The sequence below is a fragment of the Holophagaceae bacterium genome (assembly GCA_016720465.1).
Taxonomy (GTDB): domain Bacteria; phylum Acidobacteriota; class Holophagae; order Holophagales; family Holophagaceae; genus JANXPB01.
The window spans coordinates 1-13,442 of record JADKKO010000003.1 but is presented as its reverse complement, the minus strand read 5'-3'; the positions used below and the strand labels follow the sequence as shown (position 1 = coordinate 13,442).

13 protein-coding genes are annotated in these 13,442 nt (G+C 63.2%); 3 read left to right on the top strand and 10 right to left on the bottom strand.

Annotation, left to right across the window (positions count from 1 at the left end; genetic code table 11):
• Positions 1-37 precede the first annotated feature (37 nt).
• The 8 genes from IPQ13_06915 to IPQ13_06880 form a co-directional block, all read right to left on the bottom strand.
• Positions 38-334 (bottom strand): hypothetical protein, encoded by a 297-nt coding sequence (locus IPQ13_06915; GenBank protein ID MBL0210628.1) that lies wholly within the window; start codon positions 332-334, stop codon positions 38-40.
• Positions 335-355: 21 nt separating this feature from the next.
• Positions 356-1,135, bottom strand: coding sequence for a TSUP family transporter (locus tag IPQ13_06910; GenBank protein ID MBL0210627.1), 780 nt, complete (start codon positions 1,133-1,135; stop codon positions 356-358).
• A gap of 248 nt (positions 1,136-1,383) precedes the next feature.
• Positions 1,384-1,950 (bottom strand): ribosome recycling factor, encoded by a 567-nt coding sequence (frr, locus tag IPQ13_06905; protein MBL0210626.1) that lies wholly within the window; start codon positions 1,948-1,950, stop codon positions 1,384-1,386.
• A gap of 148 nt (positions 1,951-2,098) precedes the next feature.
• Entirely contained in the window at positions 2,099-3,088 is a 990-nt protein-coding gene (locus IPQ13_06900; GenBank protein MBL0210625.1) for an acyltransferase, read from the bottom strand.
• A gap of 123 nt (positions 3,089-3,211) precedes the next feature.
• Complete coding sequence (gene creD / locus IPQ13_06895; GenBank protein ID MBL0210624.1) at positions 3,212-4,546, bottom strand: cell envelope integrity protein CreD; 1,335 nt, start codon at positions 4,544-4,546, stop codon at positions 3,212-3,214.
• A gap of 688 nt (positions 4,547-5,234) precedes the next feature.
• On the bottom strand, positions 5,235-6,659 hold the full coding sequence (creC, locus tag IPQ13_06890; protein MBL0210623.1) for a two-component system sensor histidine kinase CreC: 1,425 nt from the start codon (positions 6,657-6,659) through the stop codon (positions 5,235-5,237).
• A gap of 290 nt (positions 6,660-6,949) precedes the next feature.
• Positions 6,950-7,627 carry a two-component system response regulator CreB gene (gene creB, locus IPQ13_06885; GenBank protein MBL0210622.1) on the bottom strand — a complete coding sequence of 226 codons (678 nt, stop codon included), beginning with the start codon at positions 7,625-7,627 and terminating at the stop codon, positions 6,950-6,952.
• Between the two features lie 335 nt (positions 7,628-7,962).
• On the bottom strand, positions 7,963-9,024 hold the full coding sequence (locus tag IPQ13_06880) for a phosphoribosylformylglycinamidine cyclo-ligase (GenBank protein MBL0210621.1): 1,062 nt from the start codon (positions 9,022-9,024) through the stop codon (positions 7,963-7,965).
• A 64-nt stretch (positions 9,025-9,088) separates the two neighbouring features.
• Between IPQ13_06880 and folE the strand changes: the two genes are divergently transcribed.
• The gene (gene folE / locus IPQ13_06875) at positions 9,089-9,631 is read left to right on the top strand and encodes a GTP cyclohydrolase I FolE (GenBank protein ID MBL0210620.1); all 543 of its coding nucleotides are present in this window, start codon (positions 9,089-9,091) and stop codon (positions 9,629-9,631) included.
• Between the two features lie 290 nt (positions 9,632-9,921).
• Here the strand turns inward: folE and IPQ13_06870 are convergent, their stop codons facing one another.
• Positions 9,922-11,070: an integron integrase gene (locus IPQ13_06870; GenBank protein MBL0210619.1), complete on the bottom strand. Its 1,149-nt coding sequence runs from the start codon at positions 11,068-11,070 to the stop codon at positions 9,922-9,924.
• Between the two features lie 275 nt (positions 11,071-11,345).
• Between IPQ13_06870 and IPQ13_06865 the strand changes: the two genes are divergently transcribed.
• Entirely contained in the window at positions 11,346-11,705 is a 360-nt protein-coding gene (locus IPQ13_06865; protein ID MBL0210618.1) for a hypothetical protein, read from the top strand.
• Between the two features lie 578 nt (positions 11,706-12,283).
• On the opposite strand, the gene IPQ13_06860 is transcribed toward IPQ13_06865, so the two are convergent.
• Positions 12,284-12,493, bottom strand: a complete 210-nt coding sequence (locus tag IPQ13_06860; GenBank protein ID MBL0210617.1) for a hypothetical protein — start codon at positions 12,491-12,493, stop codon at positions 12,284-12,286.
• Between the two features lie 154 nt (positions 12,494-12,647).
• Between IPQ13_06860 and IPQ13_06855 the strand changes: the two genes are divergently transcribed.
• Positions 12,648-13,076, top strand: a complete 429-nt coding sequence (locus IPQ13_06855; protein MBL0210616.1) for a hypothetical protein — start codon at positions 12,648-12,650, stop codon at positions 13,074-13,076.
• Positions 13,077-13,442 lie beyond the last annotated feature (366 nt).

Below are 13,442 nucleotides of genomic sequence, written 5' to 3'. Positions count from 1 at the left end.
CATCGTTGCCCGCTCATCCTTCATAATTCGAGATCCCTCACTGCTCCCGGTGCGGATCCGCCAGGAACCGCACCAGCAGCTTGTCCACCAGGGTCCACACCTCCAGCAGCGCGGCGACGGCCATGACGAGGCCCAGGCCCAGGCAGAACCCGCGCCCCCAGGAGCCCGTGAAGAAACGCGCCACATCCGGCCACCTCCACAGGAAGGCTGGCGGGCGCAGGCGGTTGTAGAGAGAAAGCGTCGTCAGGAGCATGCCGCCCCAGAGCAGATAGAAAAACCTCGCGCCGGAGATCAGGACATCCAGCAGGAATGGAGTGGGGCGCGGAGAAGGCATCCCGTTAAGCCTAACCCACCTTCATCCGAACCAGACCTGCCAGCCCAGTCTCAATATCAAGGCCGACACCACCGCGATGAACATGGCCCGGACCCAGGAACTGCCCTTCTCCAGCGCCACATGGGCCCCCAGGTAGCCGCCGACGCCGTTGGCCACCGCCATGCTCAGCGCCACCACGGGAATCCAGCTGCCGTGCCACAGGAACAGGGTCATGGCGGTGATGTTGGAGGCCCAGTTCACGGATTTCGCCAGCGCCGAGGAGCGGAGGAAATCAAAGCCCAGCACCGCCACGAACAGGAAAATCAGCACCGACCCCGTGCCCGGGCCGAACAAGCCATCGTAGAAGCCCAGGCAGAGCGCGATGGCCATGGCCAGCCCCCGTTGATGGCCCAGGCCGAATTTCGGCGCGTGGAGATGGCCGAGTCCGGGTTTCAGCAGGGTGAAGGCCAGCATCGCCACCATGACCGCGAGCATCACCGGGCGCAGCAGCGCTTCGAACCGGCCTTGAAGAAAATACGCCAGGGCCACGCCGCCGCAGGCGCCGAGCATGGAGGCGAAGACCGGCCCCGCCATGTCCTGCCAGCGCATCACGCCGCTCCGGAGGAACTTCCCCGCCGCCATGGTGGTGCCCGTGCAGGCCAGCACCTTGTTGGTGCCTAGGATGGTCGGCAAGGGCGTGCCCGCGGGCAGCCCCAACATCAGCGCTGGCATGGTGATGAGCCCGCCGCCGCCCACCACCGCGTCCATGAAACCGGCGGCGAGGGAGGCGAGAGCGAGCAGGGCTAGGGTGGGGGCGGCCATGGGTGGGGTTTAAGCACGGAATCCATTGTTGAAAAGTCGAAGAGTCGAAGAGTCGAAAAGTTGAAGAGTCGAAAAGTCGAAGCGTTGAAGGCCTCGATTTTCCAGAGGTCCTCTGCGCCATTATTTCAATCAAGGCCTATGCGAACCTCGGCCCGCGTTTCTCAACTCTCGACTTTCAACTTTTTAACTATTCAACTTTTAAACTTTCAACTTTTAAACTTTCGACTCTCAACCCACACCCTCAGCCCTCACACCTTCATGATCTCCGCTTCCTTGTGCTTCACGGCCTCGTCCACTTCCTTCACGCGGGCATCCGTGAGCTTCTGGATCTCGTCGGCGAGCTTCTTGGCGGTGTCCTCGCTCACGCCGGGGGCCTTGTCCTTTTCGAGCTTCTTCACATGGTCGTTGGCATCGCGGCGCACGTTGCGGATGGCGGTCTTGATCTCCTCGGCCAGGCGATGGACGACCTTCACCAGATCCCGCCGGCGCTCCTCGTTGAGCGGCGGGATGGGCAGGCGGATCACATTGCCGTCATTGCCCGGGTTCAAGCCCAGATCGCTTTTCAGGATCGCGGTCTCGATGGCCTTGATCGAAGTCTTGTCGAAGGGCTGCAGCACCAGCATGGACGACTCCGGCACGCTGATGCTGGCTACCTGGCTGAGGGGGCAAAGGGTGCCGTAGTATTCCACCTGGAGCGTGTCCAGGATGCTGGCATTGGCCCGGCCCGTCCGGATGGTGGCCATCTCCTTGCGCAGCGTCTCGATGGAGACGCTCATGCGTTTGCTGGCGTCCTGGAAAATGGAGTCGAGGGTCATGGCCGTGGTCATGGGGGATCCTTATCAATGAGCAATCATCGAATGTTAGTTCGATCCCAAGGATCGGGGAAGAGCTATGAGCTTTGAGCTATCAGCTATGAGCCATGAGCTATGAGCTATGAGCCATGAGCTCATAGCTGATAGCCGCTTACTTTCGCGCCAGGGCCATGGCGGGCTTCTCGAGGAAGCGGTACGAAACATAAGCCAGCAGCAGCGTCAGGCCCAGGCCCAGGCCGAAGGTCGTCCAGCCCTGCTTGGCCATGCCCAGCCACAGAAGCAGGGCGTTGGCCAACGGATGCAGCAGGTAGGTGCCATAGCTCAGATCCCCCAGCACCACGAAGGGATGGACACCCTTGGATTCCTTCACGTCGGCAAAGGCGAAACAACCCACCACCGCCACGCATAGGGCCGAGAACTGGTAGCGGGCGGGCCCCGCCATGATGTCGAAGTGATCGTAGAAGCCGCGGTGCAGGCCAAAGGTGATCGCGGCCAGCGCCGCCAGCAAGATCGCGAAGGGCAAGGGTTTCAGGCGGAAGGCGGTCCTGGACCGCAGGTGCGCCAGAATCCCGCCGAGCAGGAACAGGAAGGCATGGTTGGACACCTGGACATAGGCATGGAATCGGTTCCAGGGCTCGGCCTCCAGGACCCAGCGGAGGCTCCAGGGCGTCGAGGCCCAGAGCAGGAGCGCCGCGAACACGTAGAGGAAGCCCTTGTGCGCGCGGGTGGCCAGGATGAGCGAGGGCAGGGCCGCATAGAACACCGCCTCCACGCCGATGGACCATCCGCCCACCACGAGCGCGTGGTTGGGATGGAAGAATCCGAAAGCCAGGGTCAGATTCTCCGCGATCATCCGGAGGTTCGGATCAGGCCCCGCTTTTTGATGGAACAGCAGGTTCAGGCCCACCACCACGAAGAACAGCGGCGCCAGCCGCATCCACCGCTTCAGGAAGAACCTCCGCAGCGCGGGGCCATCGAACACCGTTCCACCGTAGAGGTGGAAGAAGCAGAAGCCGCTGATGACGAAAAATCCCTGCACGCCGTAGATGCCCAGCTTCGCCAGCATCGTCGTGGCGCCACCCGCCGGGGCGAACAGCTCCGTCCAGAGGGACGTGTGGTAGACCACCACCGCCAGCGCCATTAATCCACGGAGGATGTCCAGGGCATGGATGCGGCCGGTGGCGTTGGGCGTGCTTGGCGAGATGGGGACCCCTCATGGACCAGGTCCCGGCCGGGGGGGCCGGAACCTGATTTTCACACGGGTTCATTCGGACCCGGCCACTTCGCCTTTCTGGGAGATCCCGTACCAATCCAATTTCCGGGTGGCGAGCATCACGGCCGCCAGGGCGCAGAAGAGCAGCAGCGAACCCATGATCAAGGCATTGTCCTCGGAAATCAGCAGGCCGTAGAGCACGCCGTAGAGCAGGGCCAGCGCCCCGGCGAAGCCCCAGCCGCGGAGGCGGTTTTGCAGCACATGTTCGAGGTAGAAGCCCAGCAGCAGGATGCAGGCGGAACTGGCGGCGAGGTAGGCGTTCAGGAACCCGATGTGCTCCGCCAGGCTGATGAGCAGCAGGAAGAACATGGCCAGCCCCAGCCCCACCAGCAGGTACTGCATGGGGTGGATGCGGAGGCGCTTGAGCAGCTCGAACATCAGGAAGGCCGCGAAGGTGAGCCCCACGAACAGGAAGCCGTACTTCACCGCCCGCTCGGATTGCAGGTAGAGGTTCACGGGCCGGATGAAGGCGACTTCAAAGGCTTCTTCGGTGAAGCGCTCCTTGCCTCCTTCGAGGATTTTCGGTAGGTTCCGGGCGAGGCTGGACACCTGCCAGCGGGCTTCGAATCCGCCGGGTCCGACCTGATGGGACAGGGGCAGGAAGCGCCCGCCGAAGCTTGGATCCGGCCAGTCCGACCGCAGCGACATCTCCGTGCGCTCCGCCACCGGCGCCACGGAAAATCGCTTGGTGCCCGTGAGCTCCAGCGGAATTTCAAAGCTGAATTCCCGGCCCTCCAGGGCAGCGGCCTCCGGGAAGGCCACCTGGATGCCGTGGGACAGGGTGGCCAGGTCCCCCGGCTCGAATTCGAGAGGGTGCGCATTCCACTGGAGCACGGGCCGGTTGCGGATTCCGCGCAGGTCCGAGATGCCCAGGACCAGGTGCGCCCTGGCGCCCCGGGCCGCCTTCCATTCCGCGCCCAGGCCCATGTCCGCAGGAATGGCGAAACGGCCCGAGAGCTTGGAATCCAGGTGGTAGAGCTGGGCCTTGTAAAGGCCGCGGTTGCGCTCCTCCACCTTCGCGTCCCCCTTGATGGCCAGCTCCTTTGGGACGAAGATCCGCTGCCGGGCTTCATCCTCGACGTAGGTCACGACGAGGCCCGTCTTCTCGTCCTTGCGCTGTTTCTCCAGGCGGATGGAATAGTCCACCACCACCAGAGGGCCGATGATCTGCTGGGGTCCCGCGGAACTGCCGGCCACGTTGGCCTCCACCTCCATCTGGCGCCTGTGCCGGTCCTCCACTTGGCCGTAGATCATGGTGAGCGGGATCACCAGCACCAGCGCGATGGCCATCACCGCGAAAGCTTTCAAGAACAGGTTCCAGCGCATAAATGTCCTCCATCAGGAATGGGCCCAGGCTGGATGCCTTCCGCGAAGGGAAGATGAAGGTGTGTGAAGGGAGCGTGAAGTCTTGAAATAGCTTTGGAACCGCGAATGTCGCGAATGAACGCGAAAAAAATACGATGGTCTCTCAAACGAGTTTGCATTCGAAAAAAAAAATAAACCACCAAACCCCCCCCCCCCCCCCAGGCGCCCCGCCCCCCCCCGGCCGCCCAGGGCCCCGAGGGGGGTCGCCGGGCGCGGGCCGGGCCCCCGGGGCCCCGGCCCCCCGACGCCGGGGGGCCGGCGGCGGGGCCCCCCCCCCGGGGGGCCCCCCCCCCGGCCCCCCCCCCTGCGTCCGCGGGGCCCCCCCCCGGCCGGGCCCCCCCTGCGCCCCCTGGGGCCGCGGGGGTCTCTTTCTTTGGATGCCCCGCGGCCCCAACCACCACCAGGCGGGGGCCCCCCCCCCCCTGGCTGTTCGGCCCGTGCGCGGGGGGCGCGGGGGCGCGGGGGGCCGCGGCCGGGGCCGGGGCGGGCGCGCCGCCCCCGGGCGGGCGCCCGCCCGCCCGCCTCTCTTCTAGCCCCGGCTTCGCGCCCCTTTCTTCCTCTTGTTTTTTTTTTTACTCTCAAACCGACACCCCTATTTCTTTTATTCGCGTTGATTCGCGTCATTCGCGGTTCCGATTTTCTAGACGAATCACGCTTTATGCAGCCTCAGCCTCGCCTCGCAGCCGCCTTCCACATTGCCCACGCGGACGCTGCCGCCGTGCAATTCCGCCACCTGGCGCACGAAGCTCAAGCCTAGGCCGGTGCTTTTCTTGCCGCTATCCGGGCGGGGCAGGGAATAGAACGGATCGAAGATCTTCTCCAGCGCATAGTCGGGAATTCCAGGCCCCGAATCGCGGATGAGCAGCGTATGGAATCCACTAGAAGACTCCAAGGAGAGGCGAAGGACGCCACCGGTTTCTGAGAATTCCAGGGCGTTGTCCAGCAGATTGGTGAGCGCCTGTTCCAGCAGAAAGGATTCTCCAAGGATGAAGGCATCGGCTGGGATATCCGCATCCGCTTTCAGGTTTCGCAGGGCCAGGCGAGGATGCAGAGATTCCAGCACGCCGTCCACGAGCGCCGACACCGAAATCCGCGCGGGATGTTCCAGGCTCTGTCGCTGCTCCACGGAGGCTAGGTCCAGCATGCGCTGGATCAGGCGCTGGAGCCGTTCCTCCTGCTCGCGGATGTTCGATAAAAAGCGCTGCCGGTCCGCCTCGGGCATGTCCTCCTGGAGCAGTTCCGCCGCGCCATGGATGGCCGAGAGCGGGCTCTTCAGCTCGTGGGTCAGGGTATGGACGTATCGCTCCACGTACTGCCGGCCCTCGAGCTTTTCGCGCATGGTCTCCAGGGCCTTGCCCAGGTCCGAAAGCTCGCCCCCGCTCAGCTTCGGCAGGACGGCCCGGCGGCCCCGGGACACCTCCATGGCGTAGTCCCGGAGCCTCTCCACCGAACGGGTCAGGGCGAAGGCGAGCCCCAGGCCCAGCAGCAGCGCCACCGCCATGATGAGCAGGCTGGCCCGCAGCACCCGCTGCTGGCTGCGCTGGGCGAAGGGAACCACGCTGGCGGTGGGCGTGGCCACGCTCAGGACGCCGATGATCCGGCCCTCGTCCAGGATGGGTGCCGCCACGTGCATGACCGAGCTGGCCGCGTCGGCGGGATCGCTCCGGGTGCTCCGGGCCCCGTACTCGCCCCGCAGGGTGCGGCGGACGTCGTTCCACCTCGAGAAATCCAGCCCCTGGTCGAGCCGCTCGGAATCGAACACCACCATGCCCTTGCCATCCATCACATGGACGCGGAGCCCCGCCTTCCGCAGGTCCACGTCCCAGATGCGCGCCCGGAAGGTGCGCTCCGAAGCGCGGCGCACGGCTTCCGCGAAGTGGCCCCGGTCCAGGGTTCCAGCCTTCAGCTCCGGCGCGGCCACTTCCGAAAGCAGGTTGGCGGTTTCCACCAGCGCCACCTCCATGCCCTGCCGCACGCCGGGCCGGACCTCCTGCATGAAGATGCGCAGCACGAAGTAGGTGGCAAGCCCCACCAGCAGGAAGAAGCCGAGGAAGATGCGGTAGCTGAGTCTCATGGGCGCTCCGGAAGGATAGCGCGGGGAACGCTGCGCGCAGGAGTCTCAAGTCCCAAGTCCCGGGTCGCAAGCCCTGAGTCTCAAGTCCCAAGTCTCAAGTCTCAAGCGGTTTTGCGGCGCCTTTGGCGCACCTGCTGTTCGCGCGGCCGAAGGCCGCGTCCAGGTTCATCGCTAGGGCTTTAGTTTTAAGTCTTTGGACTCTCGACTCTCGACTCTCGACTCTGAACTCAGGACTTGGGACTTGAGACTTGGGACTTGAACCCCTGACTCACCCCGCGCCATCGCTTCCCTCACATCCTGCCAATGCTGTACCCCAGCCCCCGGTGCGTCTGGATTGGGTCGGCTTCGGCGTCCACGGTGCGCAGCTTCGCCCGCAGGGTCTTGATGTGGGTGTCCACGGTGCGGTCCCCGCTCTCCTCGGCTTCGGGCCAGACCCGCTCCAGGAGCTGGCTCCGCGTGAACACCTGCTCCGGGTGCGCCAGCAGCGTCTTCAGCAGCCGGAATTCGTAGCGCGTGAGGTCCAGGGCCAGGCCGCGGAACTCGATGCGGTGCCTGGCCTCGTCCACCCGGAAGGCCGTGGAGGAAGCCTGCGGATGGGCGCGGTCCAGCCGCCTCAGGATCACGCGCACCCGGGCCACCAGCTCCCGGGGGCTGAAGGGTTTCACCACGTAGTCGTCGGCGCCGATCTCCAGACCCACGATGCGGTCCACTTCCTCGGAGCGCGCCGTGAGCATGATCACCGGCAGGTCCGAGAAGGTCCGCAGGCGGCGGCAGACTTCGAATCCGGAGATGTCCGGCAGCCCCACATCCAGGATCACCAGCTTGAAGGAGCCCTTCAGAACCAGCGCCAGGGCCGCTTCCCCCAGACCCGTGCGGCTCGGCCGGAACCCTTCGGTGCTCAGGGCGTAGGCGATGGTGTCCGCGATGGAGGGCTCGTCCTCGACGATCAGGATGTTGGGTTCCATCACTTCCTCGGTTGCTGGTTTGCTCCGCTAGGGGTTGAAAGCCCGTATTCATATCTGGGACTAGGTTTCGGAAGGTACTCGTCCATTTCGCGATGAGGGAAGGGGGGGGCCGCGCCCCCCCCCCCCGCCCCGCCGGTCCGGTGGGGGGCCCCCCCCCCCCCCCCCCCCCCCCCCCCCCCCCCCCCCGGCGGGCCGGAGGGAGCCCCCCCCCCCCCCCCCCCGGCCCCGGGCGGCCCCCCGCCCGCCCCCCCCCCCCCTCCCCCCCCCCCCCCCCCCCCCCCCCCCCCCCCCCCCCCCCCCCCCCCCCCCCCCCCCACCCCCTTTTCATCTCCCCCTATTCAACGATAGACCACCTTGCCGCCGCCTTTTGCCAGCCGGCCCAGGATCCAGGCCTGCTCGCCGCCGTTCCGCAGTTCGATCACCAGCTTCTGGGCTTCGGTCTCGCCGGCGATGAGCACCATGCCCACGCCCAGGTTGAAGCTGCGCCGGGCGTCTTCGATGGGCATTTTCGACGCCTCGATGAGGTGGCGGAATAAGCCAGGAATCTCCCAGCTATTTGTGTCGATCTCCGCATCCAGGTGCTTGGGCAGGACGCGGGGCAGGTTGTCCGTCAGGCCGCCGCCGGTGATGTGGGCCATGCCGCGGATGCGTTTGGCCTTCACGAAGGGCAGGAGCTGGTCCAGGTAGCAGCGGTGCACCGCCAGCAGGGAGGCGCCGACGGTTTTTCCCGTGGCTGGAAGCAGGGAATCCACGGTGCGTTTTTCAACCTCGAACAGCACCTTGCGCGCCAGGGAATAGCCGTTGGTGTGCAGGCCGCTGGAGGGCAGGGCGATGAGCGCGTCGCCTTCGAACATCTGGCCGAGCCGGGGCAGCAGATCCGATTCATCCACCAGGCCCACGATGGTGCCCGCCACGTCCACTTCGCCGGCCTCGTAGACGCCCGGCATCTCCGCCATCTCGCCGCCGATGAGCGCGCAGCCCGTGGCCTTGCAGGCTTCCGCCATGCCCTTGACGATCTGCTCGATGATCTCCGGCTCGAGTTTCTGCGCCGCGACGTAGTCCAGGAAGAACAGCGGCCGCGCGCCCTGCACCAGGATGTCGTTGATGCAGTGGTTCACCAGATCCTGGCCCACCGTGTCCCAGACGTTCGCCAGCCGCGCGACTTTCATCTTGGTGCCCACGCCATCCATGGAGCTCACCAGGATGGGCCGGGCCTCCTCGAACTTCGCCGCGAACAGCCCGCCGAACAACCCCAGATCGCTCAGCACGCCGGGCGTTTTCGTCGCCTTCACATGGGACTTGATGCGGCGCAACGCCTCGTCCTGGCGGTTGATGTCCACGCCGGACGCGGCATAGGTGACTCCTGGAACTTCGTTGGAATTGCCTTTGGTGTCGCTCATGAAGTCCCCAGAACCTGATGGTTTGTTGATCGAATGCACTATGATTTTCGCATAGGATTCCCCCATGCCTCTCCACGAATCCCAAGCCGAAGCCGCTATCCGCTCCCTGCTGGAAAGTTTCGGCCTGGATCCGGACGCGCCGGAACTGGCGGCCACGCCCCGGCGGGTGGCGGAGTTTTGGGCGGAGCGCACCGCGGGCTACGAAGTTGACCTGGCTTTGGAGCTGCAGGCGCTGCCCGGATCCCTGGCGCCGGTGCCCGTGATCCTGGCGCGCATCCCCTTCGTCTCCACCTGCGAGCACCACCTGGCGCCGTTCCAGGGCCTCGCGACGGTGGGGTATGTGCCCGGCGTGGGCGGCACCGTGGGCCTGAGCAAGCTCGTGCGCGTGGTGCAGGCCTTCGCCTGGCGCCTGCAGGTGCAGGAGCGCATGACGCGGCAGATCTTCGATGCGCTGAAAACCCACCTCTGCCCCGCGGCCTGGGGCGTGAAGGTGGTGGCCGAGCACACCTGCATGAGCCACCGCGGCGTCAAGACCCCCGAAGTCCCCGTGACGACGATGCTGATGGGCGGCGCCTGGCAGGGCAATCCGCCGGTGGAATTCCAGTAGGCCGGAAGGTCCGGGGCACCTTGGCAGGGAGCCTGGCCCGAGGCTCAATTCGTTAATCCTTTGGTCCGCGCTCTTCCCTGGCGGATGGCAATCATACGCATTTGCATTCGAAAAGATAAAATTCACCACCAAGACACGAAGCCCCCCCCCCCCCCCCCCCCCCCCCCCCCCCCCCCCCCCCCCCCCCCCCCCCCCCCCCCCCCCCCCCCCCCCCCCCCCACCTACCCCCCCTCCCCCCCCCCCCCCCCCCCCCTCCCCCCCCCCCCCCCAAAGCGCCAACCCCCCTGCTATCAACCGGGAACGCAAACGGGTTCGTGCGCATCTGGAAAGAGGGTGTCTCTCCACATCGGATGCACCATCGATGCGAAGGGGAGCCCAGGCAATTCCTGGGATCCGGGAGATCCGGGCTCACCGTTTCCGAAGCGGGGCTCCCGTTGGCATTGGTAGGGCAGCGGCGTTTCGCAGATCTGGTCCAGCGGGCTCGGCACGCCCTTGCCGCCGCGGTTCAGCACATGGGTATAAATCATGGTGGTTTCGACCTCCTTGTGCCCCAGCAGCTCCTGGACCGTGCGGATGTCGTGGCCCGCCGCGAGCAGGTGCGTGGCAAAGGAGTGCCGCAGCACGTGCGGGGTGACGGGCTTGACGATCTCGCCGCTGCGCGCGGCCAGCCGGATGGCTTTCTGCACGCTTTCAGGCTGCAGGTGGTGGCGGCGGACGGCCCCTGAGCGCGGGTCCACGGAGCGGAGGCTCGATGGGAAGACCCACTGCCAACCCCAGGCCCGGGGCGCGATCTTGAATTTTTCCGCCAGCGCGTCCGGCAGAAAGACTTCGCCGAAGCCTTCCGCCAGGTCGCTCTCGTGCAGGAGGCGGACTTTTTCGAGATGCGCCCGAAGCGGCTCCACCAGGCGGTCCGGCAGCATGGTGACGCGGTCCTTGCCGCCCTTGCCGTCCCGCACGACGATCTCCCGGCGCTCGAATTCCACGTCCTTCACCCGCAGGCGCAGGCCCTCCATCAGCCGCATCCCCGTTCCATAGAGCAGCTGCGCCACCAGGGCCATGGTGCCCTCCAGCTGGTCCAGCAGCACCCGCACTTCGCTCGGCGTGAGCACCACCGGCAGCCGCGGATGGCGCTGGGCATGGATGACTTCGACGAGCCAGGGCAGATCCAGGTCCAACACATGCCGATACAAGAAGACCAGGGCGGCCTTGGCCTGGTTCTGCGTGGAAGCCGACACCTGCCGTTCCACCGCCAGGTGGGTCAGGAAGGCCTGCACTTCCGGCGCCCCCATGTCCCTGGGGTGCCGCTTGCCGTGGAAGAGGATGTAGCGCCGCGCCCAGTCGAAATAGGCTTTTTCAGTCCGAAGGCTGTAATGCCGGATGCGAAGGCTTTCCCGCAATTGCTCCAGGAGCCTTGGCGGTTGCGGCTCAGGGGTCTCCATCCGCTTTCCACCCGTCTGCCTATTCAGATCAAACACAGGTCTCGCTCCAATCACCGCAGTTCACCTATTGCGGTAAACTCCGGACAGCTCCAACAGTCACAAAAGATAAGGGACAACACAATCTATCGCCTTTTTTTCGCCTGTCAAGCCCCCCGCCGAGTTCGCCCATCACAACCGCACCGTACCCAACCACCTCCCTCCCCGGAGCCCCCCCTCCCGGTTTATACGAACCACCACCCCCTTTTCCACCTCCGCACAATACATAGTTAGGCGCCATGGATCCGACACCTGCTCAATTGGTTGATTTTTGGCTGTGTCTTCCAAGTACAGGAATGGGCAGAGCTGAAAGTCGATTCTTCGCCGACGAACTACTCGACGATTGGGTGAGAGAATCTCCAAAACTCGTTTGGGATTTCTTGCTCGAAATATCAGGCAGAACCCTCAAAGATAAACAGATCTCAATGCTTGGGGCTGGGCTGCTGGAAACCCTTTTATCCATGCATGGTGCTGAATTCATAAGCTCCGTTGAACGAGAAGCTGCAAGAAATGAGACTTTCAAGCGGATTTTGCGAGGAGTCTGGCAAAGCTCTACCCCAGACTCAATCTGGTCAAGAGTTCAAAAGGCCCAACAATGATTTGTCCTCGGCCTAACCTCTCGTTCAACCCGGACCCAACCGTGGGTTGCTGCCATCATGCTTTAAACAGTCGGCTCACGGTCGGGCCGGTTAACTTTGTTCGTTAGGCGCCAACGATCAGGATCTTTGTCAAAATTGATTTTGTGTTCCAGCTTCTTGCTCAACGGCGGTCATTCGGCCATCGCGGAGCGAGGCACCTTTCTCCTGGCCATACATGGTCATTGGGCCCGCCACAGTACACGGTTTCGGTTCCCGCGGTTCCGCTAGGCCCCGATTGGTCCGTTCCGCTCGGAAGCAGGGGATCATTCTTCCGTACATCAGCCATCGCGTCGGCTCCTAGGCACGGGGCAGGGTTTCTGGCATCGTTTCGTCAAGCTCGATCGGTATTCTCGTTCAATGGTTCAAAAACCAATGCCCCCATCTCTGCCTAACCTCTCGTTCAACCGGACCCAACCGTGGGTTGCTGCAAGCTCCTATGGGCATTCGGATATCTCATCTCCACTCAACACTCGGCTCACGGTCGGGCCGGTTAACTTTGTTCGTTAGGCTGCAAGCGGGCAGATCTCTGGCAATACGATTCATGCGGTTGGTAGCGTCCAAATTTCAAAAGCTGCTCCTTTGATCTTTCCAATTTCGGCGGTCACGTCATGGCCAACATCGTCCGGCGTCTCACTGGCATCGGTCGTCAGTTGGTATTTTGGTCGTATCATGTGGGCACGATCTTCATTTAAGTCGGCCATCATTCGTTCTCCCGTAGTCGCGTCAAAAATTTCATCGAGTCGGTACATGTCGCAAAACCAGTCCAGTACTCAGCCTAACCTCTCGTTCAACCGGACCCAACCGTGGGTTGCTGCAAGCTCCTTCGGGCATTCGGATATCTCGTCTCCACTCAACACCCGGCTCACGGTCGGGTCGGTTAACTTTGTTCGTTAGGCGTCAGCGGTGAATCCAACAAAATTACCCAGCAGCATAATTTGCATGACCTTAGCATTGGCGGGTCCACAATCAATTGCACAAAACCAGACATCGAACAATTGGTCGTTTGTTGTGTTATCGCTTGGTACATCACACCTCGTTGGGCCTAAAGGAACAGGCGTCATCGAATTCAAACCTAATGGAACGATCTCCGGTGAGCTAAAAGACAGTAATGCTCAAGTCTATCAAATCAATGGAAAGAAGGTTGGTCGAAGCGTTACAATGACAGTGCTTACTGGACATGAAGATGTAATGACTCTTTATCAACTTAAGGGAGAACTCTCTTACTTTAAAAATCGAAATGGTAAGAGATTTAAAAAAATCATATTAAGGCGACCATGGAGATCCCCGAATTATTTGATTTTTGTCTTATGCCAAATCGACATTGACGCCTAACCTCTCGTTCAACCCGGACCCAACCGTGCGCGACCACCTTCATGCTTTAGATTTCCGGCTCTCGGTTGGGCCGGTTAACTTTGTTCGTTAGGCTGCACTGTTCCAAGGCGGAGTTCTGGCATGAGTAACCTTGAAAGATTGATCGTTCTGATTGGTCCTTTTAGGTTCCTGCTGATCATCATTCTTGGTCTCGGTCTCGTCTCTTTCTATCTGAGCGTCATAATATGACAGGTTCTCCTTTAATTCAGAATCGGTTCTGCGGCCACGTTAGGGCCTACCTCATCAGTCGTCGCACGGGCGTCGGTCGGCATTCGCTGATTGCGCGATATCATGCTGCACGACCTTTGTTCAATGCAGCGCCATCAT